A 25,820-nucleotide genomic window follows, 5' to 3' on the forward strand; every position below is an offset into this window, starting at 1 on the left:
TTTATAATGCCCTGCCACGCTGAAGAGTGGGTCGGATAATATCATCCGTCATAGCCTTCATTGGGGCTTTAGGTATTTACGTTAGTGAGACTCCCATGTCAGATAACAGCCAGAAAAAAGTAATCGTCGGTATGTCCGGCGGTGTCGATTCTTCCGTTTCCGCCTACCTGCTCCAGCAACAGGGCTACCAAGTTGCCGGTTTGTTCATGAAGAACTGGGAAGAGGATGATGGCGAAGAGTATTGCTCAGCAGCGACCGATTTGGCCGATGCTCAAGCAGTATGCGACAAACTGGGCATGGAGTTGCACACCGTCAATTTTGCCGCAGAATACTGGGATAACGTGTTCGAATTGTTCCTGGAAGAATACAAAGCCGGGCGCACCCCTAACCCCGATATTCTGTGTAATAAAGAAATCAAATTTAAAGCTTTCCTTGAGTTTGCCGCGGAAGATTTGGGTGCAGACTATATTGCTACCGGGCATTACGTCCGTCGTCAGGACGTTAACGGTAAAAGTCGCTTGTTACGTGGGCTTGATGGCAATAAAGACCAAAGCTATTTCCTCTACACATTAAGCCACGAACAGCTCGCTCAAAGCCTGTTCCCTGTTGGTGAGTTAGAAAAGCCTGAAGTTCGCCGTATTGCTGAGCAACTTGACCTGGTCACTGCCAAGAAAAAAGACTCCACGGGTATCTGCTTTATCGGCGAGCGCAAATTCCGTGATTTCCTGGGCCGCTATCTGCCCGCGCAACCCGGCACAATCATGACCGTAGATGGCCAGCATGTGGGCGAACATCAGGGTTTGATGTATCACACCTTGGGGCAGCGTAAAGGCTTGGGTATCGGCGGCACTAAAGAAGGTGGCGATGATCCGTGGTATGTGGTGGATAAAGATGTTGCGAATAACATCTTACTGGTAGCTCAAGGACATGAACATCCGCGTTTAATGTCTGTGGGGCTGATTGCCCAACAGTTACATTGGGTTGATAGAGAACCCGTCACTGCTGCTTTCCGCTGTGTGGTGAAAACTCGTTACCGCCAGCAGGACATTCCCTGCACCGTGACACCATTGGATGACGAACGTGTTGAGGTTCGGTTTGATGAACCTGTAGCGGCAGTCACACCCGGCCAGTCTGCGGTCTTCTATCAAGGTGAAGTTTGTCTCGGTGGCGGTATTATAGAAGAGCGTTATCCACTGCCAGGTTCAGTCGCAAACTAATTCAACCTATACATAAACAAGGACGTTTACAGGAGTAACCGTGGCGAAAAATTATTATGATATTACGTTGGCATTGGCCGGAATCTGCCAGTCAGCTCGCTTGGTTCAGCAATTGGCGCATGAAGGCCAATGTGATAATGATGCATTAAACACTGTGCTCAGTGGGTTGCTACAAACCAACCCGCCTTCCACTTTGGCCGTCTATGGCGGCAATGAACAATCCTTAAAAATGGGGTTGGAAACACTGCAAAGTGTGTTAAATGCCAACCGTCAGGGGCCTGCGGCGGAACTGACCCGCTACACCCTAAGCCTGATGGTGTTGGAGCGAAAGCTCAATGCCAATAAGTCGGCGATGAATACCTTGGGTGATCGTATTAGTCAGCTTGATCGCCAATTGGCACATTTCGATCTTGAATCGGAAACAATGATGAGTTCGCTGGCTGCCATTTATACGGATGTTATCAGTCCACTCGGTCCGCGCATTCAGGTTATTGGCTCACCCGCTATTTTACAAAGCACACTGGTGCAGGCAAAAATTCGTGCCGCCCTGCTGGCGGGAATCCGCTCAGCCGTACTTTGGCAACAAGTCGGCGGAAGCCGCTTGCAGTTAATGTTCTCGCGAAATCGTCTGTTTAAGCAGGCGCAGAGTATTCTTGCTCATATTTGAAATCCTTTCTCAGGAGTTGCCACCGATGGAATTATCCTCACTGACCGCCGTTTCCCCAATTGATGGACGCTACGGCGACAAAGTCAGCGCACTGCGCCCAATCTTTAGCGAATTTGGTTTGCTGAAATTCCGCGTGCAGGTCGAAGTACGTTGGCTGCAAAAACTGGCCGCCTGTGCAGAAATCAAAGAAGTTCCGGCTTTTGATGCCAACGCAAACGCTTACCTTGATAAGATCGTGCAAGAATTCAATGAACAAGATGCACAGCGCATCAAAACCATTGAACGCACCACGAATCATGATGTAAAAGCGGTTGAATACTTTTTGAAAGAGAAAGTAGCAAGTGTTCCGGCATTACATGCCGTCTCTGAATTTATCCACTTTGCCTGTACTTCAGAAGATATCAATAACTTGTCGCACGCTTTAATGCTGCAAACGGCACGCCAGGATGTGATTTTGCCTGAGTGGCGCAAGATTATTGACTCCATCAAAGCCCTGGCACACCAGTATCGTGATTTACCGCTGCTGTCCCGTACCCATGGGCAACCTGCAACACCTTCCACGATTGGTAAAGAGCTGGCGAACGTCGCATACCGGATGGAACGTCAATTCCGTCAACTGTCGCAAGTTGAAATTTTAGGTAAAATCAATGGTGCAGTAGGTAACTATAATGCTCACATCGTTGCTTATCCTGAAGTAGATTGGCATCAGTTCAGCGAAAGTTTTGTCACGTCACTGGGTATCAACTGGAACCCATACACCACGCAAATTGAACCGCATGATTATATTGCCGAACTGTTTGACTGCGTGGCACGTTTCAATACTATCTTGATCGATTTCGACCGCGATATCTGGGGTTACATTGCATTGAATCATTTCAAGCAAAAAACCATTGCTGGCGAAATTGGTTCAAGCACCATGCCACATAAAGTGAACCCAATTGATTTTGAAAACTCAGAGGGCAATCTGGGCCTGTCCAACGCGGTGCTGGGCCATTTAGCCAGCAAACTTCCTGTTTCGCGCTGGCAGCGCGATCTGACGGATTCCACCGTGTTACGTAACTTGGGCGTAGGCTTGGGTTATGCGTTGATTGCCTATCAAGCGACCATGAAAGGCATTAGCAAACTTGAAGTCAACGAAGCGCACCTGTTGGAAGAGTTGGATCACAACTGGGAAGTTTTGGCCGAGCCGATTCAAACAGTTATGCGCCGCTATGGCATTGAAAAACCATACGAAAAATTGAAAGAATTGACCCGAGGGAAACGTGTCGATGCGGCGGGCATGCAAGCCTTTATCGACAGCCTCGCGCTGCCGGAAGCAGAAAAAACCCGCTTGAAAGCCATGACACCCGCCAATTACATTGGTCGTGCCACAACAATGGTCGATGAGTTGAAGTAATACTTTAGTCTCAACATCAGGTGGCAAATCAACGCCACCTGAATAATTTCTTATCCTTTCGCGTACTGCCCCTGTTTAGCCCCGGTTTAGTCACCGTCATTGATAATACTGTTGATGTCAAAAGGACTTTACACTTGCTGGAGCTAATATCACTATGTTGAAGCAAACACTTCTTTCTCTCGCCCTAATGGGAACCTGCACTGCCGCTATGGCAGCGGATTACACTTATGTAGCCGGTGGCCTGCAATATGGCTCAATCAGCAACAATGAGCGCTTCGATAAAGAATTCAATCAAAGTCAGTACAGTCATATCGGTAACCGCGATATGGGCGGCATCTACTTCAATGGTGGCTATGGTTTTGATAACGACCTGTTTATTGATGGTCGTATAAGTAGCATCGCCAATAATGACCGCGGCCTTGCCGAAGCAGTCCTCGGGCTGGGTTACCATTTTGCCTTCTCACCCAATATTGATTTCTATACCTTGGTGGGCGGCAGCCGCCATGCAATGGTATTTGATGCCAGCAAAGATGGCAAAAAAACCAATACTTACAATAGTGCCACAGGCGAAATTGGTATCAAAAGTAAGTTATCACAGGATATCGGTCTGGATGTTGCCTACCGTTTGGCAAACTATGATAGTCGTGCATACCATGAAGCACGTATAACAACTGACTATGCTCTGACACAAAGCCTCTCTGCAGAAGTAGGTTATACCTACCATAACTGGAAAGTCAGTGATCAAGCGATGCAGGCAGGTTTACGTTACACTTTCTAAGTCACTGTTCTAATTTTTACTTGTCGGGTAATATTAGATTACCCGGTTAATGTCTTATCGAGGAATGTAGTATGCGGGTTTTAGTTGTCGAAGATAATGCTTTGTTGCGTCACCATCTTACGGTGCAAATGCGTGAAATGGGCCATCAGGTTGATGCAGCAGAGGATGCCAAAGAGGCAGACTATTTCTTGCAGGAACATGCCCCAGATATCGCCATTATTGATCTTGGTTTACCAGGCGAGGATGGCTTAAGCCTTATCCGTCGTTGGCGTAGTCATCAGACAAACCTGCCAATTCTAGTGCTTACTGCGAGGGAAAGTTGGCAAGACAAGGTTGCGGTACTGGAAGCCGGTGCTGATGATTATGTCACCAAACCTTTTCATCTTGAAGAAGTTATAGCGCGAATTCAGGCATTGATGCGACGCAATATCGGCCTCGCGTCCCAAATTATTGAATTTCCCCCATTTCAAATTGATCTCTCTCGCAGAGAGTTGTGTGTCAATCAGCAACAGATTAAACTGACCGCTTTCGAATACACTATCATTGAAACCCTTATTCGTAATGCAGGAAAAGTAGTTAGCAAAGATACATTAATGCTGCAACTCTACCCTGATGCAGAATTACGTGAGAGCCATACTATCGACGTATTAATGGGCCGTTTACGTAAAAAGCTGCTGGCAGAACATGAAGGTGAAGTGATTACAACTATCCGTGGTCAGGGATACCGTTTTGACGCCAACTAGACATCATGTTCAGGACAAATAGCAAGCCCTTCTCTCTTCGTGCTCGTTTTCTTATGGCGACAGCAGGTGTCATCTTAGCGCTGTCGTTATCATATGGTATGGTCGCCGTCGTCGGTTATATTGTCAGCTTTGATAAAAACACCTTCAGCGCACATCGCGGTGAAAGTAATTTATTTTTCAGCTTGGCCCAATGGCATGACAATAAGTTGAGCATATCGGTGCCGCCAGAACTTGAGCTGAATATCCCGACGCTGGTTCTGATTTACGATAAAGATGGCAATATACTGTGGCGCCAACGGCATGTGCCCGAACTTGAATCTCATATCGAAAAAAGCTGGCTACAAAAACCGGGATTCTATGAGCTGGATACCGGAACACATATCAGTAGCATGATGTTGGGTGATAACCCTAAAGCGCAAGACCAGCTAAAAAAATATGACGATACGGATAACAGTGCTCTGACTCACTCTGTATCCGTCAATACTTACCCCGCAACATCCCGCTTACCACAGCTCACGATTGTCGTTGTAGATACCATCCCACAGGAATTGCAGCGTTCTGATTTGGTTTGGAATTGGTTTAGTTATGTCTTACTGGCGAATTTGCTGTTAGTTGTTCCCTTACTTTGGCTCGCCGCCTATTGGAGCCTGAGGCCCATCAAAGCACTGGTCAGTCAGATAAGTCAGCTAGAAAAAGGTGAACGCGATCAGTTAGATGAAAATCCACCTCGAGAATTGCAGAGCTTAGTGCGCAATCTCAATATCTTACTCACCAATGAACGCCAGCGTTATACCAAATACCGCACGACACTTTCCGACCTGACTCATAGCCTCAAAACCCCGCTAGCGGTATTGCAAACGACGCTGCGTTCTTTACGCACCGGTAAGCAAACGACTATCGAGGAAGTCGAGCCTATCATGCTAGAACAGATCAGCCGCATCTCTCAGCAAATCGGTTATTACCTGCACCGTGCCAGTATGCGTTCCGAGCATAATGTATTGATTCGCGAGATCCACTCAGTTCCCGCTCTACTCGATAGTTTGTGTAGTGCATTAAATAAAGTTTATCAGCGCAAAGGCGTTGTGCTGACGTTGGATATTTCGCCTGAGGTGACTTTCCTTGGGGAGCGAAATGACTTTATGGAGGTCATGGGTAATGTTCTGGAAAATGCCTGTAAATACTGTTTGGAGTTCGTCGAGATAACCGCCCTGCACTCAGAAAAACAGCTCACTATTGTCGTTGACGACGATGGTCCAGGCATTCCAGAAAGCAAACGACAGTTGATTTTCCAGCGTGGGCAGCGAGTCGATACTTTACGCCCTGGGCAAGGGCTGGGATTGTCCGTTGCTGCCGAGATTATTGAACAGTATCAAGGCAAGATAACCATTACTGAAAGCCCCTTGGGTGGAGCAAGAATGATGGTAACTTTTGGCCAGCAGCATGATTATCACGCTGATTAATAAAATTTACCGGCCAATATCTGATACTCATAGCTGGCATCCGTTATAATCACCAGCAAGTTCACCCCCTATCCTGGAATAAACATGGATTACCAACTCAGTCTCGATTGGCCTGATTTCCTGCAACGCTATTGGCAGAAACGCCCCGTCATCCTCAAACGTGGCTTTAAAAACTTTATCGATCCGCTCTCACCAGATGAACTCGCTGGTTTAGCTATGGAAAATGAAGTTGATAGCCGTTTGGTGAGCCATGAAGATGGCCGCTGGCAAGTCGCCCATGGCCCCTTTGAAAGTTTTGATCATTTAGGTGAGACTAATTGGTCGCTGCTAGTACAAGCCGTTGACCATTGGCATGAGCCTGCGGCTGCATTAATGCACCCATTCCGCCCGCTTTCAGACTGGCGCATGGATGACTTAATGGTCTCTTTCTCCGTTCCGGGTGGCGGTGTCGGCCCGCATTTTGACCAGTATGATGTCTTTATTATTCAGGGCACGGGGCGTCGTCGCTGGCGGGTCGGTGAGAAAACGGAAATGAAACAGCATTGTCCTCACCCTGACCTGCTGCAAGTTGGGCCTTTCGACGCCATTATTGATGAAGAAATGGAGCCTGGCGATATCCTTTATATCCCGCCGGGATTTCCTCATGAAGGCTATGCGTTGGAAAATGCCTTGAATTATTCAGTCGGTTTCCGTGCACCTAATGGCCGCGAACTGGTAAGTGGCTTTGCCGACTATGTACTGGCTCGCGAGTTGGGTAGTTATCGCTACAGCGATCCAGATTTGCAATTACGCGAACATCCGGCGGAAGTGTTGCCACAAGAAGTCGATAAACTTCGTGCAATGATGCTCGATTTAGTTCAGCAACCAGAGGATTTCCAAAACTGGTTTGGTGAATTTATTTCCCAATCGCGCCATGAACTGGATATCGCGCCACCAGAACCGCCTTATCAGGCGGGTGATGTCTATGAGCTATTGCAACAAGGTGAGGAGTTACAACGTCTTACCGGGTTGCGTGTTCTACGTATTGGTGATCAATGCTTTGCTAATGGTGAGTTGATTAATACACCACACAGACAAGCCGCCGATGCATTATGCCAACACTTTAGCGTGGATGCGCAGAAGCTGGGGGATGCGCTGGAAGACCCGTCCTTCCTGGCGATGCTCACCGCGTTGGTGAACAACGGCTATTGGTATTTTAGCGACTGATATTTCGAGCCTATTCCGCAAAAATGCCCCGGTAAACGGGGCGTCAGACTGCTGACAAACTCCAACGATTCGATCTTACAAGGTGAGAACAGGCAGAAGAGTAAAGCGTCCGCGCCAGGGACGGCGCGGCTCGAGCCCCCAGGGAAGGCTTGTTTTAATAAAAGAAGTGTGGCGTCTTTACGATCTGCCTGTTTTCACTGCTACGGGTACTTTGTCATTAACCTCATTTTTATCAGTTGGTCAGACTGATGACTCTTTAGCGCGTTTCGCCGTCAATTCAGCAATGCGCATAATAACCGCCACCGCTTTCTCCATCCCTTCCAGCGTTATAAACTCATGTTTACCATGATAATTATAGCCGCCTGTGAAAATATTTGGGCAAGGTAAACCAAGGAAGGATAGCTGCGCACCGTCAGTACCACCACGTATCGGCTTCATGATGGGGGTAATATCACAATCATGCATTGCCTGCTGAGCTATCTCGATGATATGTGGGTGTTTAATAATATGCTCTCGCATATTGTAATAGCTATCATCTATAACGATTTCAATATAGCAATCACGGTGTAAACCTTTGCCTACCCGTTTAGCGATATCCACCATATTTTTCTTGCGTGCTTCAAAACCATCGCGATTAAAGTCTCGCACGATATAGTGCATTTCTGCCCGTTCGACCGTGCCTTTAATACTTTGCAGATGATAGAAACCGTCATAACCATCAGTACTTTCAGGGGTTTCATCCGTGGGTAATTCCTGATGGAAACGGGTTGCCAGTGATAGCGCATTGACCATCACCCCTTTGGCACTACCGGGATGCACATTATTACCGACAATCTTTATGGTCACCGATGCGGCATTGAAGTTCTCAAATTCCAGCTCACCGACACCGCCGCCATCCACGGTATAGGCCCACTGGGCATTAAATTCTGCCACATTAAAGAAGCGCGCACCTTTCCCTACTTCTTCATCGGGTGTGAAAGCGATACGAATATCACCATGCGGGATATTGCTGTGCTTTAAGCGCACCATAGCAGTAATAATTTCCGCAATACCCGCTTTATCATCCGCACCCAATAAGGTTTTGCCATCAGTGGTAATCAAGGTATGCCCAAGCAATTGATGCAAGACGGGGAACATGACCGGCGATAAAACCTCGTCGCCCATCCCCAAAGCAATATCACCACCACGGTAGTTTTCTACAATCTGCGGATTAACATTTTTACCCGAGAAATCAGGTGAAGTATCAAGATGGGCAATAAAACCAATGGTAGGGACCAGCCAGGAGACATTGGCAGGCAAGGTTGCCATCACACAGCCGTGCTCACTCAAACTCACCTGAGAAAAACCCAGCGTCTGCAACTCATGTTGTAACGCCAGAGCCAGCTTGCGCTGCCCTTCAGTGCTCGGCACGGATTTTACATTGGCTTTTGCTTGTGTATCAAAAGAAACATAGTTGAAAAAGCGGTCGAGTAATTTGTCCATGGGCCCACCCTCATAATAGTGAATATCATTATGGGGAAGTGATCACCATCAAATATTGCGTCAGGTCAGTTTTAGACAAACTTAAGCCAGAATAAAAAAAGACAAACCAGGAACAGTGCCGAGTGAATAAGAGCCGCTAATCACATTGCGGCTCTTATTCAGCAAGGTAATTTAGTCGCCTTGACGATTTTCGCCGCGCGTGGTTAAGAATTCGCGCACATATTCTGGAACCACTTTACTGGCTAAACCGTAGTGTTTTTCATCAAACTGGCTCTCGACCTGACTAGGCTCGAGATTCAACTCGACAGTATGAGCACCATGCAAGCTCGACTCATGGACAAAACCGGCGGCAGGATAGACATGGCCGGAGGTGCCAATTGAGATAAAGAAATCAGCCTCAGCCAGCGCCTGATAGATTTCATCCATGCCCATTGGCATCTCACCAAACCACACAATATGTGGGCGCAGCGGCGATGGGAATTGGCAACAATGGCAGCGCTCATCCGCACTGAGATCACCCGGCCAATCCAGTACCTGGCCTGACTGGGTGCAGCGCACTTTCAATAACTCACCATGCATATGAATAACTCGCTTACTACCCGCTCTCTCATGCAAATTATCTATATTCTGAGTCACCAGTACAAAATTATCACCCAGCACAGCTTCCAAATCAGCTAATGCAAAATGGGCAGCATTTGGCGCAATATCAGGCTGCTGTAACTGGCGGCGGCGTGCATTATAAAAGGCCTGAACCAGTTCAGGGTCACGACGATACCCTTCAGGGGTGGCAACATCGTCCACCTGATGCTCTTCCCACAAACCATCTGCCGCACGGAAAGTACGAATACCCGATTCAGCCGAGATGCCGGCCCCGGTCAGAACCACCACAAACGGCTTCTTCATTTCGGATGTTGCAGCACTGTCTCGATGAAAAATACGGGAGCGAAAACGTTGATGGCGCAAGTGCTTATTCTTGCGAAACCGACACAACCGATGGCGAATGCGCATAACCTTTTGCCTCTATTTTAGGTATTTTTATTTGCTATTGATTAATTAACGCTCAGACAAATGCAGGAACGCCGCCCCACGAACACCGCCCGCATCACCATAACGCGCTTTTTCAATGCGTGGCAATCGGGCTACTCGCAATAAATGCTGTGGTAGCCGTTTCGGCAGTTCTTGATAGATATGCTCGAAATTAGATAATCCACCACCGATTACAACGAGATGGGGGTCCAGCATAGTCAATAAATTACCTAAGCAAACAGCCAGTACATCCATAAAACGCTCAACATGAGCTACAGCCTTGGATTCACCGATGTTATAGTTTGCAATAATTTCAGTTGCAGGCAAAGATTGCTGGTTGAAATGTTTGTACATCCATTCAAAACCACGTCCTGAAATATAATTCTCAATACAACCATTATGGCCGCAACCACATGGTACTCGTGGAATATCTGCGCCCAGAATATCCAGCGCATCTACTGGCAAACGAAAATGACCAAATTCGCCAGTAATATGGTTTCGCCCACTGACAATATTGCCGTTCACAATTAGCCCACCACCGACGCCAGTACCAAGAATCAGCCCTAATACTGTTGGATAGCGGCGAAACTCAGGATCCCAGGCTTCCGACAATGCAAAGCAGTTAGCATCATTATCGATTCGAACTTCGCGCCCGATTAACCCGGAAAGGTCACCTTGCAAGGATTGTCCCATAGCCGCGGGCACATTCGCCGTGAATACCGTACCATCATCGGCGTTGGGCAAGCCGGGAATGCCGATACCCACACTGCCTTTAATACCACAAAACTTATCGGCTTCCCGTGTCAGGTCATGTAATGTTTGCAGTAATAGCGAATAGTCTTCGCGCGGTGTAGGGACACGCTTATGCCAGATTCGTTGCAGGTTAGCATCAAAAACGCCTAACTCAATTTTGGTGCCGCCCATATCAAAACCGTAATACATAAAGTTATCCTTATATACCCTAAATAATTCGAGTTGCAGGAAGGCGGCAACTGAGTAAATCCCCAGGAGCTTACATGAGTAAGTGACTGGGGTGACAAATCTGCCGGGAGCAGATTTGAACGCTGTGTGCAGCGGCCTCGCAGAGGCGAGGCCCATGGACGGGCCGAGTAACGAAGGCAGCCAACGCACATGCAGCTTGAAGTATGACGGGGATAATTATTGCCCGCTCAGTACCCGCGCTGGATCAATACGACTGGCACGACGCGCCGGATACCAACTGGCAATTAAACTCAACACCAATGCGGTCGCCAGCACACAAGCCACATCAAACCAGTGCAGTTCTGACGGCAAAAAGTCGATGAAATAGATATCACCCGACAAAAATTGATGCCCGATCAGCTTTTCCAACCCACGGATAATGTTGGTTAATTGCAAAGAGATAATCACTCCCGCGACCGCCCCGCTGACACTGCCGATCAACCCTGCCATCAAGCCATACCAGATAAAGATGGCTCGTATCAGGCCATCTTTAGCGCCTAATGTGCGTAACACCGCGATATCGCTGCTTTTATCTTTAACCGCCATCACCAGAGTGGAAACAATGTTAAAGCTGGCAACCCCGATAACCAGTACCATCGCTAAATACATGATGGTACGAATCATTTGGATGTCACGATACATATAGCCGTAGGTGCCAATCCAACTGCTGATATACACATAGGCATTCGAGACCTCTCCGGCACTGCGTACCAGTTTGTTAGCGTTATAGACATCATCGACCTTGATGGCTATACCAGTGACACTGTCACCCATATCCAGATATTGCTGCGCATCGACTAAAGGTACTAATGCCAGGCTGTGATCCAGTTGCCCACTCAATTGAAAAACACCCGCCACTTGCAAGCGAATACGCTTGGGTTGCAGTAATTTCATCTCAGGGTCGCTATTAGGGATCATGACTGTCAGCCATGACCCCTGCTTCACACCCAAGGCATCGGCCAGACCTTTGCCCAAAATAATCTGTTGCTGACCGGCTTTGAAATTGTCCCAGGCATGATCAAGGACGAAGCTCGGCAATGCACTAAGTCGCTGTTCGGCCTCGGGATCAACACCTTTGACCTGTACGGCACGCAGTTGTGTGCCGTTTTCAATCAAACCGGTGAAATTGATATAAGGTGCCGCTGCCACGATACCGGGTACTTTTTCAATCCGCTGTAAAGTTTGTGGCCAACCACTAAATGGCTGATTGACCACCGCAATTTCACCGTGTGGCACCACCGCCAAAATACGATTTTTTAGCTCACGTTCGAAGCCGTTCATGGCACTTAAGCCGACGATCAACACCGCCACACCCAAGGCAATGCCCAAGGTGGAAATCACCGAAATGAGTGACACCATTCCGCCGCGACGGCGGCCACGGCTAAAACGTAAACCGATTAACAGTGAAAGTGGCGAAACGCCCATCCCAATTGCCACTATTGCGCCCCCACCAACGTCAAGTGCTGCTGTAGCTGGCCGTCACGCATTTCCAACTGACGGCTCATGCGTTTGGCCAATTGCAAATCGTGAGTGACCACTAAGAAGGCGGTCCCCTGACGAACATTCAATTCACCTAGCAAATTAAAGATGCTATCGGCATTCCGTTGATCGAGGTTACCGGTCGGCTCATCAGCCAACACCAGCGACGGGTTGTTCACTAGCGAGCGCGCAATCGCCACTCGCTGACGCTCACCACCGGATAGTTCGGACGGGCGATGTTTGCTACGCTTTTCCAACCCCACAGCCACCAGCATCGCGCGGGCTTTATCCTGCGCTTCACTCGGTTTGGCACCGCCGATAAGTAGTGGCATAGCAACATTTTCTAATGCAGTAAAATCTGGTAGTAAATGGTGAAATTGATAGATAAAACCTAACTCACGATTACGTAACTCAGCTTTTGCCGTGGAAGACATTTGATTCAGCGAGCGCCCCTGATATATCACTTCGCCGGAAGTCGGTGAATCCAGCCCGCCCAACAAGTGCAATAGGGTACTTTTACCTGAACCGGAACTGCCGACAATCGCCATCAGTTCACCAGCTTCGATAGTGAACGACACATTGCGCAAGACGTCGGTATGGAGTTGACCTTCCTGATAGCGTTTGCACAGGTTTAAACACTGTAATAAAGGATGATTACTCATAGCGTAAGGCCTCGGCAGGTTGTGCGGCGGCAGCGCGCCAGGAAGGATAAAGCGTAGAAAGCAAAGCAATCGCCATTGCCAACAGAGCAATCACGGTCACCTGAACCGGATTAATCTCCACCGGTAAGGTTGCGCCATCAATCAATAAACCGAGAACCGGGATAATGGTGTTCAATTGGCTGGCAAGCAAAATACCCAAGCCGGCACCGAGCAATGCGCCAATAACCCCCGCACTGGCGCCCTGCACCATAAACACCAACATAATTTGACGACGACTTAAACCCTGGGTTTGCAAAATCGCCACTTCGCCCTGTTTTTCCATCACTAACAGGCCCAGAGAGGTAATAATATTGAAGGCAGCAACAGCGATAATCAGGCTAAGCAGCAACCCCATCATGTTCTTTTCCATCCGTACAGCCTGGAAAAGCTCGCCTTTCCGCTCACGCCAATCTTTCCATACCGTGCCATCTGGCAAGGTTTGTTGACTCAAACTATCAACGGACAGCGGTTGTGAAAGGAATAAACGCCAACCGGTAATATTACCTGCCGGATAGCGCATCAGACGTGATGCATCCTGCTGATTAACCAGCATTTGGTAGCCATCGACTTCACTGTCGGCGGCAAATGTGCCAATAACATTAAACAGGCGTTGGCTAGGGATGCGCCCCATCGGGGTGAATTGGCTGGCACTTGGCACCATTAGACGCAGTGTCTCGCCGCGCTTAACCCCCAATTGACCGGCCAGTTTTTCACCGAGAATCATATTGTAGCTACCCGGCTGTAAATCTTTCAGGTGCACATTAACCAAGTAGTTGGCCAGAGGTTCATGCTGATTGGGGTCAACCCCCAACATCACTCCGGCGGAGAGATTGCGCGCGCTTTGCAGCACCACATCAGCGGTGGTTAACGGCACAATATCGGTAACGCCAGTCAGTGATTTCAGTGATGAAGCAGGAATTTTATTTGGATCAAGGGAGCCTTGTGGCGTGGTAATCAGCGCCTGCGGCATCATCCCCAAAATATTATTCTGCAAATCGCGCTCGAAACCATTCATCACGGATAGCACTGTGATCAATGCCATCACGCCGAGTGTGATACCAATGGTTGAAAGCCATGAAACAAACCGACCAAAACGGTCAGATGCACGCCCGCGCATATAACGCAGGCCAATAAATAATGCGACAGGTTGATACATGAAATCTGTTTAGATCCTGTTGCTAAAGCAAAGTGATCGAGGATAATAAAGGGTACTACCGCTTTATGGAACCATTTGAATATATATCTTCGGCTTTTATTCCAAATCAAAGCGCCAATCTGTGGCTATACCCTAAATAATTCGAGTTGCAGGAAGGCGGCAAGCGAGAGAGTCCCGATGAGCTTACATAAGTAAGTGATTCGGGTGATGAGCGCAGCCAACGCACATGCGGCTTGAAGTATGACGGGTATATACCTGTTCGCGTGCTAGGATATCCGCCGAGATAATTTCGTCCTGATAAAGAGACTGTTTAACTGCTTATGTCCCAACAACATCGTTATTCATTGCCGACGCGCCGTGGCGACACCCGCCAGTTAGGCCAGTTGACTGGTTCAGCTTGCGCCGTCGAGTGTGCAGAAATCATTGAGCGCCATGATGGCCCGGTAATGTTAATTACCCCGGATATGCAAACGGCGCTGCGACTGCGTGATGAAATTCAGCAGTTTTCCCCCCGTCCGGTGAATACCCTCTCCGACTGGGAAACGCTGCCTTACGACAGTTTCTCACCCCATCAGGATATTATTTCGGCCCGCCTTTCTTGTCTGTACCACCTTCCGACAATGGAACGCGGTGTTATTATTCTCCCGATTAATACTCTGATGCAACGGGTTTGCCCGCACGAATTCCTGCACGGTCATGCTCTGGTGATGAAAAAAGGCCAGCACCTGTCGCGAGATAAATTACGTGCTCAGCTTGAGCAAGCGGGATATCGCAGCGTCGATCAGGTCATGGAGCACGGTGAATTTGCTACCCGTGGGGCCTTGCTTGATCTGTATCCGATGGGCAGTGAAGAGCCTTATCGCATTGACTTTTTTGATGATGACATTGATAGCTTGCGCGTATTTGATGTGGATACACAGCGCACCCTGTCCGAAGTTGATCAAATAAACTTACTCCCCGCCCATGAATTCCCGATAGATAAAAACGCCATTGAATTATTCCGCAGCCAATGGCGTGAACAGTTCGAAGTGCGCCGCGATGCGGAACATATTTACCAGCAAGTGAGCAAAGGCATCTGGCCTGCCGGGATTGAATACTGGCAACCGCTATTCTTCAACCAGCCATTGCCGACACTGTTTAGCTACTTGCCTGAAAATACCTTATTGATTAACACCGGCTCGCTGGAAAGCTCAGCGGAGCGTTTCTGGCAAGATGTTAACCAACGCTATGAAAGCCGTCGTGTTGACCCAATGCGCCCATTGCTGGCCCCGGAAACATTATGGCTACGGGTTGATTCACTTTTCAGTGAGTTAAAAGAGTGGCCGCGGGTTCAGTTCAAGACCGAAGAATTACCGACTAAAACCGCCAATACCAACTTACATTATCAGCCGCTGCCCGATTTATCCGTACAGGCACAGCAAAAAGCGCCACTGGATAATCTGCGGCGCTTTATTGAGTCATTCAGCGGTAGTGTCGTGTTTTCGGTGGAAAGTGAGGGGCGACGCGAAACCCTGCAAGATCTGCTGGCACGGATAAAAATCAGTCCAACCCTGATAAGCGAGCTATCTCAAGCCACGGCACCCGGCCATTATCTGATGATTGGTGCTTCAGAACGAGGTTTCCTTGATACAGATAAGCAATTAGCACTGATTTGCGAAAGTGACTTACTGGGCGAGCGCGTGAACCGCCGTCGCCAGGATAATCGCCGCACCATTAATACCGATACCTTAATCCGCAATCTGGCGGAATTGCGCCCCGGTCAGCCAGTGGTTCATCTAGAGCATGGTGTGGGCCGCTATCTTGGTCTCACCACATTAGAAGCTGGCGGTATTAAAGCTGAATACCTGATATTGACCTATGCCGGTGAAGATAAGCTGTACGTGCCGGTTTCATCACTGCATCTTATCAGTCGCTATTCCGGCGGTGCTGACGAAAATGCGCCGCTGCATAAACTGGGTGGCGATGCCTGGAGCCGTGCGCGGCAGAAAGCCGCCGAGAAAGTGCGTGATGTGGCGGCTGAACTGCTGGACATCTATGCGCAGCGCGCCGCCAAATCTGGCTTTAAATTCAAGTTCGACCGCGAACAGTATCAGCTGTTCTGCCAAAGCTTCCCGTTCGAAACCACACCGGATCAGGAACAGGCTATCAATGCGGTGCTCAGCGATATGTGCCGACCGCTGGCTATGGACCGACTGGTGTGCGGCGATGTTGGTTTCGGTAAAACCGAAGTGGCAATGCGGGCAGCCTTCCTGGCGGTGGCGAATAATAAGCAAGTTGCCGTCTTGGTGCCGACCACCCTGCTCGCTCAACAGCATTTCGACAACTTCCGCGACCGTTTTGCCACCTGGCCGGTGCGAATTGAAATGATGTCACGTTTCCGCAGTGCCAAAGAGCAGCAAGTGATTTTGGAGCAAGCTGCTGAAGGCAAAGTCGATATTATTATCGGCACCCATAAATTGCTGCAAAGTGACCTGCGCTGGCAAGACCTCGGTCTGTTGATTGTCGATGAGGAGCATCGCTTCGGTGTGCGTCATAAAGAACGCATTAAAGCGATGCGCGCCGATGTCGATATTCTGACACTTACCGCCACACCTATCCCGCGCACACTTAATATGGCGATGAGCGGTATGCGGGACTTATCGATTATTGCGACGCCACCTGCGCGCCGTCTGGCGGTGAAAACCTTCGTGCGTGAGTACGATAGCTTAGTGGTGCGAGAAGCGATTCTGCGCGAAATTCTACGTGGTGGGCAGGTTTATTATCTCTATAACGATGTGGAAAATATCGAGAAAGCCACTCAGAAGCTGGCTGAGCTAGTGCCAGAAGCGCGCATTGCCATTGGTCACGGGCAAATGCGTGAGCGGGATCTGGAGCGGGTGATGAATGATTTCCATCATCAGCGCTTTAACGTTTTGGTCTGCACCACCATTATCGAAACGGGGATTGATATTCCGAGCGCCAATACCATTATCATCGAACGCGCCGATCATTTTGGTCTGGCGCAGTTGCACCAGTTGCGCGGTCGGGTCGGGCGCTCCCACCATCAGGCTTATGCTTACTTGCTGACGCCAAATCCGAAAGCGATGACCACCGACGCCAAAAAACGGCTGGAAGCTATCGCGTCGCTAGAAGATCTCGGTGCTGGCTTTGCTCTGGCAACTCATGACCTTGAGATTCGTGGTGCCGGTGAGCTATTAGGCGAGGACCAAAGTGGCCAGATGACCACCATCGGTTTCTCGTTATATATGGAGTTACTGGAAAGCGCGGTTGATGCGTTGAAGGAAGGTAGAGAGCCATCACTGGAAGACTTGACCAGCAATCAGACCGAAATTGAAATGCGTATGCCGGTATTGCTGCCAGAGGACTTTATTCCAGATGTGAATGTCCGGCTTTCGTTCTATAAGCGCATTGCCAGTGCTCGCGATGAAACTGAACTCGATGAATTGAAAGTCGAACTTATTGATCGCTTTGGTAAACTGCCGGATGCAGCCCGTTATCTGTTACATACCGCAGAATTACGCCAACAGGCTCAGAGACTGGGTATCAAACGTATTGAAGGTAATGAGCGCGGAGGCTTTATCGAGTTTGGTGAGAAGAACAAAGTCGATCCGGTTTATCTGATTGGTTTGCTGCAACGCCAGCCGCAAATATTCCGACTGGAAGGGCCAACCAAATTGAAATTTATGCAGGATCTTAGTGACCGTGCGCAGCGATTGAAGTTTATCAGTGAATTACTGGCCGCATTTGCTCAGCATCGCGTAGCTTAAGCCATTGATGGCGCGGGTTTCAGATGTGAGAAACCCGCGTCAATGTTAATGCCACTCGCTTATAAAACACGTTAAACGATCAGAATTAACACTAAGCCGCGGGTTCTTAATGCAAGGTCTTGGACAACAGATTTTGTATTATGCTCGGTTGTTCAGTATCAGTTGACCATTTTTATCGATTGGGATCTGCGTGCCTGGATCACGATCCATGCGAATTTTTCCCTGCTGATCACCAATTTTGTAGGTTACGTCATATCCCAACATTTTCTGTGACTTATCGTAAACAGTTTGGCAACGTTGTTGAGTGGTCGTATAGGTATCGTTATCCTGCATATTGCTTTGGACACGATTACCTGCGTAACCACCGGCCAGTGCACCAGCAACAGTCGCAATATCTTTACCACGGCCGCCGCCTACCTGATGGCCCAGAACCCCACCAGCAACGGCACCCAATACTGAACCCGCAATTTGATTCTCATCCTGCACCGGTTTACGGTGAGTTACGGTCACATTACGACATTCCTTACGAGGCGTTTTAATCGTCTCTTTAATCGGTGTCGCAGCAAGAACTTGTGCATATTGCGGTGCGCCGGAGAATACATTCATACTCGCGACAGCGGCAATTCCCAGAGCGGCCGCAATACCGATACCCACACCTGCTAACATTGATTTGTTCACAGGAAATCCTCCTGAAAGTGTTACCACGCATCTTCTGCCCCAGAGCTTCAAAATGAAAACAAAGGCCTGACAGCATCCGGCATTCAGGGCTACCCCTTATTCCCGGATTACGGCGTGCGTGACTCGCCGTGTGTTTCTACCAAGAAGTCTGCACAATGTGCTTTAACCTAGCAATAAGACAAATGGACGAAACACCCAGATAACAGGTGTGAATGAATGTGTTTAGGAGGAATCTGACTGCGGTGATTTATGGCTGCAGAGTTTTATGCTGAAAATTTGACATTACGTGCGAATGGCTTTAGCAAAACGTGCGCTACGTTAGCGTAAAAAAAACCGCCGCCATCATTAACTGGCAGCGGCAAATTTAAAGCTCTAAACATTCTCCAAAGTCATTGGCGTTACAGGTAGGCAGCCAGCAAATGCACCCCGATGAGCTGACCCTTGTCAGTGATTCGGGTAAGTGCGCGCAGCTAACCCCCCTGTAGCGTCAAGGACGAAGGAGAATTAGTGCAACTTAAGGCGCGGGCGTATTACCCGGTTAATCCCGCCCACCAGCATCATCAGGCCAGTTTTAGTATAGCCATGCAGTGCGACTTGATGCATACGATACAATGAGATGTAAACAACACGGGCAACACGCCCTTCCACCATCATAGAACCGCGCATCAGGTTACCCATCAAGCTACCGACAGTACTAAACTTCGACAGCGACACCAGAGAACCATGATCTTTATAAATGTATGGCTTCAGTGGTTGCTCATTGAGCAATGCTAAAATATTGCTATAACAGCGGCTGGCCATCTGATGTGCAGATTGCGCACGCGGTGGCACAAAACCACCACTTGGCTGTGGACAAGAAGCACAGTCACCAATCGCAAAAATGTTGGGATCTCGGGTCGTTTGCAGTGTCGGCTCAACCACCAGTTGGTTAATACGGTTGGTTTCTAGCCCGGCAATATCTTTCATAAAGTCCGGCGCTTTAATACCTGCCGCCCATACCATCAGATCAGCATTAATAAACTCGCCATCTTTAGTATTCAGACCCTTTTCATCAGCGCTGGTAACCATTGTTTTGGTCAATACTCGCACACCCAGTTTAATCAGTTCCTGATGTGCCGCCGCCGAGATACGTGGCGGTAATGCTGGCAGGATACGTTCACCGGCTTCAACCAACGTGACATTTAGTGCCTGGTTATCCAAGCCCTCAAAACCGTAGCTATGCAGTTGTTTTACCGCATTATGTAACTCAGCAGACAGCTCCACACCGGTGGCACCGCCGCCAACAATCGCGATATTAACTTTGCCTTTCTCACCCGGTTGCGCTGAATACTTCAGGAACAGGTTAAGCATTTCATTATGGAAGCGGTGGGCCTGATGTGGGTTATCGAGGAAGATGCAGTGATCCTTCACGCCCGGAGTGCCGAAGTCATTCGACGTACTGCCCAGAGCGACCACTAATATGTCATAGGATAATTCACGTTTTGTTACCAGCACATCACCGTGTTCATCGCAAATCTCAGCCAGGCAGACAGTTTTGGTTTCACGGTTAATATCCGTTAACGACCCCAACTGGAAATTGAAATAATGGTTGCGTGCATGAGCCAGGTAGCTCAATGCATCAACACCATCATCCAGAGAACCGGTAGCCACTTCATGGAGCAAAGGTTTCCACAGATGGCTGTGGTTACGATCCACCAGAACAATCTCAGCTTTTTTGCTGCGCCCCAACTTATGACCCAGACTAGTTGCCAGCTCAAGGCCGCCAGCACCACCACCAATAATAACGATTTTTTTCTTCGGCGTTGTCAAAATGACCCCCTAAATGTGAACCAATTGTTAGCTAAGGGTAAATTAATAATATCCTTAGATAACATAGGGTTCGAAGATACTAATTCAATAAACTGGAGTCAGAATATCATGCAGGGTTATTTGGTCATACCAAAATTGATATATATCAACTTTTTTTGATTAAAGTACCAGCAGGAGGATTTTTTCTAGAATAGGTTTCAAATAGTTAGCGTTTAGTCACGGTTTATATTTTTTTTATTGAGTGGAAGATAAAGGCCAGTTTTGCCATTTTTTGGCATAAAAATGGCCTAAAAAAAGCCGGCGAAACACTTTTTTCAAGCCAAGTTGCACAGAACAGTAGGTATTACAATTAACCAGTATTTAACAAAGCCCGATTAATTTGATTATTCATCCCAGAGTTTTAAATGCTTTTATCCGCTGCAAATGAGGTGAAAGATCTTTAAACTTGTGGCCTTGCTTTTCATCCCAGACAATTTCGTAATAAGGATGCAAATCACCGGCAGTGCGCTTGCTATCGAGCATTTCATCATTGCGCGACAACACGACTAAACAGCGATCGCGGTTTTTCTCGCGAAAATCACTGATACATTTACTGGCGATATCGACGTACTCTTCCGGCCGGTCAATTTTACCGCTCATATTGTCTTGCGGATAAAGATTGGGGTTGAAGGCAACCTGCCGGATGCCACACAGAAAACCCACTCGTTCGGCCCAAAAGCCCCCTAACCCCACACCACAAATCAGTGACTTGGCATCGCCACCTTGCTGAATAGCCTTATCCACTTCTTTCAATAAATACTGCATATCATGGCGAGGATGCAAAGTGCTGTAACTGATAAAACGCACATCCGGATCAATGAATTGCAGTTGCAGGACTTTCTCGTGATTGCCAGGGCTGTTGGAATCAAAACCATGTAGATAGACGATCATATCTATTTTATCCTCGCGACATATAACTTATCCCAATAGGCTTTTATGTGCATCCCAACGTTCGCTGAGTGCCGTTAATGCCTTATTCGCCTGTTGCCAACGCGGTGATGCCATCAACGCCTGACGGTCAAACTGCCCAGAATGATACAAGCATGCCAGTTGGTCTGCTTTGACTGGCGACAGGTTATCCAACACACTTACCGCGCCCTGACGGTTATTACACACCAAAATCATATCGCAGCCAGCATCCAAAGAGGCTTGCCCACGCTCGGCATAACTGCCCATGATGGCTGCCCCTTCCATCGACAAGTCATCAGAGAAAATGATGCCATCGAACCCTAACTCTTGGCGCAATATGGTTTGGAGCCAGTAAGACGAACCACTAGCTGGACGCGCATCAGCTTCAGTATAAATCACATGAGCAGGCATAATGGCATCCAGTAATCGCCGCGCAATCAGTTCGCGAAATATAACCATATCATGAGTACGGATTTCTGCCAGTGGTCGATTATCCCGAGGCGTCTCTATATGCGAATCTGCTGTTACCGCCCCATGCCCGGGGAAGTGCTTACCGGTGGTTTTCATACCCGCGCTGTGCATCCCACGAATAAAACACTCTGCCATTTTCAGTGCTTGTTGCGGGTCACTGTGGAATGAACGCTCACCGATAGCCGCGCTGACATGGCCAATATCCAGTACTGGCGCAAAGCTAATATCGATATCCATTGATATCATTTCGGCCGCCATCAGCCAGCCTGCATCTTGTGCTAACTGCGCCGCAGTGGCTGGATCATTGATCGCCGCGAACGACTGAGCCGCAGGTAAGCGGGTAAAACCGTCACGAAAGCGCTGTACCCGGCCCCCTTCCTGATCGACCGCCACCACCAGACGCTCGTGGGACGCAGCCCTTATCTGACGGACTAACTCGCGTAGTTGCTCGGCATCATGAAAATTACGGCTGAATAAAATCAGGCCGCCCACCAGCGGGTGCTTTAAAATCTCACGTTCTTCTGCATCCAGCTCATAGCTGGCAACGTCTAACATCACTGGACCCACGACAACCTCGTAAATTTAATATTAAAAAATCAAAAGGACAGATTAAACCGCTGGCGTAGCGGCACCGTCCATTGCAAAAACTCGCTGTCGCCAGTCTGCTGCCAGCGCACCTCGAACCACATCAACATCAGGTAATCAACCCACGGCACCCAGCGCTGTATCTGACGGGATAAACGATCAATATCAGGGTAACCCTGCTCATTCTGGCAATAGTGCTGTAAAAAAGTCTGTTGCTGGGGCGCTGACCAACCATTGCCACGAAATAGCGCGGCAATATCAAGAGCAATATCGCCATCAGCCGCATATTCCCAGTCAATCAATTTCAGCCCGGAGGGTGTCGCCAAAAGATTTCCGGGATGAATATCCATATGCAGGGGTGCCAGTTTCACCGGTTGCGGCGGTGATCTGCGCAGAAAATGCTGATGCAACCGTAACCAGCTTGGTGAAAGGCGTTTGGTATCAATCTGCCCGGCATAACGGATGAGCTGAGCACGTAAATCCAGGCGATAACCGCTGGCGGGTAGATGATGCAAGCGGGTCAATAGCTGTGCCAGCTGACCATTATTCGATAATTCAATGAATTGCACGTTAGTGACAACGTCACCTTCGAGCCAGTTGACCACCAGCCAGTGTTGATTTGCGGCGATAATAGTGGGTGCCAAATGATGGCCAGCCACATGTCGCAACAGCTTGCGCTCCCGCCGCCGGTCCACTCCCAGTTGGGTTTTCTGAACCGATTGTTCACGCGCCAGCCAGTTAATATTTGCAGTCGTGTTTGATGGGTAAGAAATACGCCAACTTTCACCCGTCAGGCCAGATACCGGGCTAATATGCCAATCTGCCTTGATAAAATTGGCTGCATGAATAAAACCGTCAGGGGTAATATCCACCGACGGTTTTATCCTTTCAATAAGCGCATACAGAGAAGGATCAGCGCTTAACTGGGCCATTACCTGACCAGATAATTTCGCCGGTTTGTGTTTGCATCAACTGCATTTCAATGGTGGGTGATTTCACATCACCACTCACATCACTGTAGAGCACATATTGGGCACTGACATAGCGAGCCAGACCAATGGCCTTGCTGCGTGAGCCAAGGCTATCTTCTTCTGATAACCCCAATGTTTGCTTGGCAACCGCCAATTGCTGTGGCGAGATCAACACAAACTTTTTGTTTGATGACAGCACTTGGTGCAGTGCCGAAGTGGCTTTCGCCGTTGGTAACCTGCCATTAGTATTATTTTTAACGCTGTCGAGTAACAATATACTGCCGTTTGCCACATCGTTGCTGTTGACCATTTGTGCGACCAAAGGCTCGACACTGGCAGCCCAATCAATAGATTGCTCCATCTTTGGTGGCGGCGGTACGTTGTCTACCGGTGGTGGAGTTTCAGGAACCGGTGGCGTGACAGGCTCGATGGTCACGGGTGGTGTGGTTGGCTCAACAGGTGGCTGAGTGATACACCCCGTCAGCACAAGTGCCGCCAAAGCGACAGATAAATACCTTTTCATTGTCCCACTCCAATAGCGCGATGATAAGAACCGAGCTGTTATAAAAATATAGGGTTATAAGAATAAATAAAGGCGCGCACTACGCGCATTAAAATTATTATTAACTGATTGAATATCCACATCATCATTTGGCGCAATAACGATAAACCGTGGCGCTTCCAGTGGCGGCACATCCAAGCCCTGCGCATCATACCAATAAAAGCGGTAGTTTATTTTTATCGGTTTACTCTGGCTATTGGTAATCACCGAGCGCGCTACATTATTCCCAGATGATGTTGAAATTGCAGGTTGAGAAGCCAAAATACCCGCCGTCAGCACAGACGAATCCATTACCACGGTTTGCTGCTTATTCACCGCAATCCCTTTTGGACTGCTGCACCCCAGTAATGTCGCAATACACGCAAGCGCCATCACCGGCAATAAAAACGCCTTCACAGGGCGCATAGGCTTACCTCAGTTATAGTCCTGCCATACTTCAAGCTATTTATGTGACAGCAACGAGCCCAACTCACGGCCACCGACCAGATGCATGTGAATATGGTAAACCACCTGCCCGGCATGACGATTGCAGTTGATGATCAGACGATAGCCATCTTCAGCAATGCCTTCCTGCTCTGCAAGTTTAGCAGCCACAGTGATCATTCGACCCAATGTTGCTTCATGTTCTGCTGTGACGTCATTCACAGTTGGAATAAGAATGTTAGGAATGATTAAGATATGAGTTGGTGCCTGCGGGGCGATATCACGAAACGCGGTCACCAGTTCGTCCTGGTAGACCACGTCGGCAGGGATTTCACGGCGGATAATTTTGCTGAAAATCGTTTCTTCGGCCATTACGCATTTCCTTGATCATGATAAAAATGAGGAATGCGTAGTATGAGCGACAATTTCTATTGATTTCAACCTCAATCATTGAGCGCGGGCATAAGCCGCTGCTTTTTCAAACAAAGCCTGCTCTGGACGAATGCCGGTATACAGCACAAATTGCTCAACCGCCTGAATAGCAAAGACTTCAGCGCCAGTAATAACGATTTTTCCTTGTGCTTTGGCGTAGCTTATCAACGGGGTCATCGCTGGCAGTGCCACCACATCAAAAACCACCTCGGCATGTTCAACCTCAGTTTCAGTAAAAGCCATGCTATCGGCCTCTTTCCCCCCTGACATCCCCACTGGGGTGGCATTGATTAATACATCGGCTTCAACACCCTGCATATCAGGCTGATAGGTGTAACCGGATTGTTCGGCTAATTTTTTACCGGTTTTTTCGTTCGTCGCAATAATAAAACCCTGCTTAAAACCGGCATTTTTTAGTGCAAAAGCCACGGCTTTCGCCATCCCACCACTGCCACGCAGTGCAAAGACTTTATCTGTAGGTACCTGATAACTCTCCAGCAATTTCGCGATGGCGATATAGTCGGTGTTGTACGCTTTCAGATAACCATCAGTATTCACTAAGGTATTAACCGAATTAATTGCTGCGGCAGAGGCATCCAACTCATCTACCATTGGGATAACCGCCTCTTTAAACGGCATTGAAATTGCACAACCTCGGAACCCCAATGCCCGCACACCACCAATTGCCGCGGCCAGATCCGTGGTGGTAAAGGCTTTATACAGGTAATCGAGATCCAGAGCATCGTACAAAAAATTATGAAAACGAGTGCCAAAGTTGCTTGGCCTGGCGGCCAGAGAAATACACACTTGGGTATCTTTGTTTAAGTAACGGGTCATCTTCTTTCCTCAAATAATCATAGCGTTCTGTCTGCGGTCTTTTCC

At 48.5% G+C, this 25,820-nt stretch carries 23 protein-coding genes; 8 read left to right on the forward strand and 15 right to left on the reverse strand.

All coding sequences use genetic code 11. From position 1 onward, the window contains the following. The first annotated feature begins 95 nt into the window (after positions 1 to 95). From mnmA to QSV56_RS06875, 7 genes are all read left to right on the forward strand, one after another. Positions 96 to 1,217 carry a tRNA 2-thiouridine(34) synthase MnmA gene (gene mnmA / locus QSV56_RS06845; RefSeq protein WP_050130050.1) on the forward strand — a complete coding sequence of 374 codons (1,122 nt, stop codon included), beginning with the start codon at positions 96 to 98 and terminating at the stop codon, positions 1,215 to 1,217. 40 nt (positions 1,218 to 1,257) lie between these two features. After that, positions 1,258 to 1,884, forward strand: a complete 627-nt coding sequence (gene hflD / locus QSV56_RS06850; protein WP_019079775.1) for a high frequency lysogenization protein HflD — start codon at positions 1,258 to 1,260, stop codon at positions 1,882 to 1,884. A 25-nt stretch (positions 1,885 to 1,909) separates the two neighbouring features. Continuing rightward, complete coding sequence (gene purB / locus QSV56_RS06855; RefSeq protein WP_019083392.1) at positions 1,910 to 3,280, forward strand: adenylosuccinate lyase; 1,371 nt, start codon at positions 1,910 to 1,912, stop codon at positions 3,278 to 3,280. A 154-nt stretch (positions 3,281 to 3,434) separates the two neighbouring features. Beyond that, positions 3,435 to 4,058: an outer membrane beta-barrel protein gene (locus QSV56_RS06860; protein ID WP_019079777.1), complete on the forward strand. Its 624-nt coding sequence runs from the start codon at positions 3,435 to 3,437 to the stop codon at positions 4,056 to 4,058. A gap of 71 nt (positions 4,059 to 4,129) precedes the next feature. Then, the gene (phoP, locus tag QSV56_RS06865) at positions 4,130 to 4,801 is read left to right on the forward strand and encodes a two-component system response regulator PhoP (RefSeq protein ID WP_005158018.1); all 672 of its coding nucleotides are present in this window, start codon (positions 4,130 to 4,132) and stop codon (positions 4,799 to 4,801) included. A 5-nt stretch (positions 4,802 to 4,806) separates the two neighbouring features. Then, a complete protein-coding gene (gene phoQ / locus QSV56_RS06870; RefSeq protein WP_005170639.1) occupies positions 4,807 to 6,261 on the forward strand; it encodes a two-component system sensor histidine kinase PhoQ in 1,455 nt (484 codons plus the stop codon). Between the two features lie 84 nt (positions 6,262 to 6,345). Then, positions 6,346 to 7,467 carry a cupin domain-containing protein gene (locus tag QSV56_RS06875; protein WP_019083394.1) on the forward strand — a complete coding sequence of 374 codons (1,122 nt, stop codon included), beginning with the start codon at positions 6,346 to 6,348 and terminating at the stop codon, positions 7,465 to 7,467. Positions 7,468 to 7,707: 240 nt separating this feature from the next. On the opposite strand, the gene pepT is transcribed toward QSV56_RS06875, so the two are convergent. The 6 genes from pepT to lolC form a co-directional block, all read right to left on the reverse strand. After that, positions 7,708 to 8,949 (reverse strand): peptidase T, encoded by a 1,242-nt coding sequence (gene pepT, locus QSV56_RS06880; protein WP_019079780.1) that lies wholly within the window; start codon positions 8,947 to 8,949, stop codon positions 7,708 to 7,710. 171 nt (positions 8,950 to 9,120) lie between these two features. Then, the gene (cobB, locus tag QSV56_RS06885) at positions 9,121 to 9,957 is read right to left on the reverse strand and encodes a Sir2 family NAD+-dependent deacetylase (RefSeq protein WP_019079781.1); all 837 of its coding nucleotides are present in this window, start codon (positions 9,955 to 9,957) and stop codon (positions 9,121 to 9,123) included. A gap of 45 nt (positions 9,958 to 10,002) precedes the next feature. Next, positions 10,003 to 10,917, reverse strand: a complete 915-nt coding sequence (nagK, locus tag QSV56_RS06890; RefSeq protein ID WP_019079782.1) for an N-acetylglucosamine kinase — start codon at positions 10,915 to 10,917, stop codon at positions 10,003 to 10,005. Between the two features lie 216 nt (positions 10,918 to 11,133). Next, positions 11,134 to 12,381: a lipoprotein-releasing ABC transporter permease subunit LolE gene (gene lolE, locus QSV56_RS06895; protein WP_026017878.1), complete on the reverse strand. Its 1,248-nt coding sequence runs from the start codon at positions 12,379 to 12,381 to the stop codon at positions 11,134 to 11,136. Between the two features lie 11 nt (positions 12,382 to 12,392). After that, complete coding sequence (gene lolD, locus QSV56_RS06900) at positions 12,393 to 13,097, reverse strand: lipoprotein-releasing ABC transporter ATP-binding protein LolD (RefSeq protein ID WP_005158007.1); 705 nt, start codon at positions 13,095 to 13,097, stop codon at positions 12,393 to 12,395. After that, on the reverse strand, positions 13,090 to 14,292 hold the full coding sequence (gene lolC, locus QSV56_RS06905; RefSeq protein WP_046050758.1) for a lipoprotein-releasing ABC transporter permease subunit LolC: 1,203 nt from the start codon (positions 14,290 to 14,292) through the stop codon (positions 13,090 to 13,092). Before lolC ends, lolD begins: the two co-directional genes overlap by 8 nt. Before the next feature lie 320 nt (positions 14,293 to 14,612). Here lolC and mfd point away from each other — a divergent pair, with 320 nt between their 5' ends. Beyond that, positions 14,613 to 18,059 carry a transcription-repair coupling factor gene (gene mfd / locus QSV56_RS06910; RefSeq protein ID WP_050335169.1) on the forward strand — a complete coding sequence of 1,149 codons (3,447 nt, stop codon included), beginning with the start codon at positions 14,613 to 14,615 and terminating at the stop codon, positions 18,057 to 18,059. 138 nt (positions 18,060 to 18,197) lie between these two features. Here mfd and QSV56_RS06915 read toward each other — a convergent pair whose 3' ends face one another. The 9 genes from QSV56_RS06915 to QSV56_RS06955 form a co-directional block, all read right to left on the reverse strand. Next, positions 18,198 to 18,737 carry a glycine zipper 2TM domain-containing protein gene (locus QSV56_RS06915; protein WP_005179394.1) on the reverse strand — a complete coding sequence of 180 codons (540 nt, stop codon included), beginning with the start codon at positions 18,735 to 18,737 and terminating at the stop codon, positions 18,198 to 18,200. 504 nt (positions 18,738 to 19,241) lie between these two features. Beyond that, positions 19,242 to 20,546, reverse strand: coding sequence for an NAD(P)/FAD-dependent oxidoreductase (locus QSV56_RS06920; RefSeq protein ID WP_005170669.1), 1,305 nt, complete (start codon positions 20,544 to 20,546; stop codon positions 19,242 to 19,244). A 387-nt stretch (positions 20,547 to 20,933) separates the two neighbouring features. After that, entirely contained in the window at positions 20,934 to 21,476 is a 543-nt protein-coding gene (ycfP, locus tag QSV56_RS06925) for an alpha/beta hydrolase YcfP (protein ID WP_019079786.1), read from the reverse strand. A gap of 27 nt (positions 21,477 to 21,503) precedes the next feature. Further along, complete coding sequence (nagZ, locus tag QSV56_RS06930) at positions 21,504 to 22,532, reverse strand: beta-N-acetylhexosaminidase (RefSeq protein WP_219641737.1); 1,029 nt, start codon at positions 22,530 to 22,532, stop codon at positions 21,504 to 21,506. A gap of 29 nt (positions 22,533 to 22,561) precedes the next feature. After that, positions 22,562 to 23,482: a thiamine kinase gene (thiK, locus tag QSV56_RS06935; protein ID WP_080357900.1), complete on the reverse strand. Its 921-nt coding sequence runs from the start codon at positions 23,480 to 23,482 to the stop codon at positions 22,562 to 22,564. Continuing rightward, positions 23,463 to 24,044 (reverse strand): penicillin-binding protein activator LpoB, encoded by a 582-nt coding sequence (gene lpoB / locus QSV56_RS06940; protein ID WP_019079789.1) that lies wholly within the window; start codon positions 24,042 to 24,044, stop codon positions 23,463 to 23,465. The genes thiK and lpoB overlap by 20 nt, the downstream gene beginning before the upstream one ends. A gap of 54 nt (positions 24,045 to 24,098) precedes the next feature. Next, positions 24,099 to 24,488 carry a YcfL family protein gene (locus QSV56_RS06945; protein ID WP_019079790.1) on the reverse strand — a complete coding sequence of 130 codons (390 nt, stop codon included), beginning with the start codon at positions 24,486 to 24,488 and terminating at the stop codon, positions 24,099 to 24,101. Between the two features lie 36 nt (positions 24,489 to 24,524). Next, the gene (gene hinT / locus QSV56_RS06950; protein ID WP_004873877.1) at positions 24,525 to 24,878 is read right to left on the reverse strand and encodes a purine nucleoside phosphoramidase; all 354 of its coding nucleotides are present in this window, start codon (positions 24,876 to 24,878) and stop codon (positions 24,525 to 24,527) included. A gap of 75 nt (positions 24,879 to 24,953) precedes the next feature. Next, entirely contained in the window at positions 24,954 to 25,775 is an 822-nt protein-coding gene (locus QSV56_RS06955; RefSeq protein ID WP_046050753.1) for a shikimate 5-dehydrogenase, read from the reverse strand. Positions 25,776 to 25,820 lie beyond the last annotated feature (45 nt).

The organism is Yersinia sp. 22-579, assembly GCF_030433455.1.
Classification (GTDB): Bacteria; Pseudomonadota; Gammaproteobacteria; order Enterobacterales; family Enterobacteriaceae; genus Yersinia; species Yersinia enterocolitica.

Bases quoted from the DNA above. Each gene is read 5' to 3' on its own strand.
- mnmA (WP_050130050.1), top strand. From the start codon at position 96: ATGTCAGATAACAGCCAGAAAAAAGTAATCGTCGGTATGTCCGGCGGT.
- purB (WP_019083392.1), top strand. From the start codon at position 1,910: ATGGAATTATCCTCACTGACCGCCGTTTCCCCAATTGATGGACGCTAC.
- QSV56_RS06860 (WP_019079777.1), top strand. From the start codon at position 3,435: ATGTTGAAGCAAACACTTCTTTCTCTCGCCCTAATGGGAACCTGCACT.
- phoP (WP_005158018.1), top strand. From the start codon at position 4,130: ATGCGGGTTTTAGTTGTCGAAGATAATGCTTTGTTGCGTCACCATCTT.
- phoQ (WP_005170639.1), top strand. From the start codon at position 4,807: ATGTTCAGGACAAATAGCAAGCCCTTCTCTCTTCGTGCTCGTTTTCTT.
- QSV56_RS06875 (WP_019083394.1), top strand. From the start codon at position 6,346: ATGGATTACCAACTCAGTCTCGATTGGCCTGATTTCCTGCAACGCTAT.
- pepT (WP_019079780.1), bottom strand. From the start codon at position 8,949: ATGGACAAATTACTCGACCGCTTTTTCAACTATGTTTCTTTTGATACA.
- cobB (WP_019079781.1), bottom strand. From the start codon at position 9,957: ATGCGCATTCGCCATCGGTTGTGTCGGTTTCGCAAGAATAAGCACTTG.
- nagK (WP_019079782.1), bottom strand. From the start codon at position 10,917: ATGTATTACGGTTTTGATATGGGCGGCACCAAAATTGAGTTAGGCGTT.
- lolE (WP_026017878.1), bottom strand. From the start codon at position 12,381: ATGGGCGTTTCGCCACTTTCACTGTTAATCGGTTTACGTTTTAGCCGT.
- lolD (WP_005158007.1), bottom strand. From the start codon at position 13,097: ATGAGTAATCATCCTTTATTACAGTGTTTAAACCTGTGCAAACGCTAT.
- lolC (WP_046050758.1), bottom strand. From the start codon at position 14,292: ATGTATCAACCTGTCGCATTATTTATTGGCCTGCGTTATATGCGCGGG.
- mfd (WP_050335169.1), top strand. From the start codon at position 14,613: ATGTCCCAACAACATCGTTATTCATTGCCGACGCGCCGTGGCGACACC.
- ycfP (WP_019079786.1), bottom strand. From the start codon at position 21,476: ATGATCGTCTATCTACATGGTTTTGATTCCAACAGCCCTGGCAATCAC.
- thiK (WP_080357900.1), bottom strand. From the start codon at position 23,482: ATGGCCCAGTTAAGCGCTGATCCTTCTCTGTATGCGCTTATTGAAAGG.
- lpoB (WP_019079789.1), bottom strand. From the start codon at position 24,044: ATGAAAAGGTATTTATCTGTCGCTTTGGCGGCACTTGTGCTGACGGGG.
- QSV56_RS06945 (WP_019079790.1), bottom strand. From the start codon at position 24,488: ATGCGCCCTGTGAAGGCGTTTTTATTGCCGGTGATGGCGCTTGCGTGT.
- hinT (WP_004873877.1), bottom strand. From the start codon at position 24,878: ATGGCCGAAGAAACGATTTTCAGCAAAATTATCCGCCGTGAAATCCCT.
- QSV56_RS06955 (WP_046050753.1), bottom strand. From the start codon at position 25,775: ATGACCCGTTACTTAAACAAAGATACCCAAGTGTGTATTTCTCTGGCC.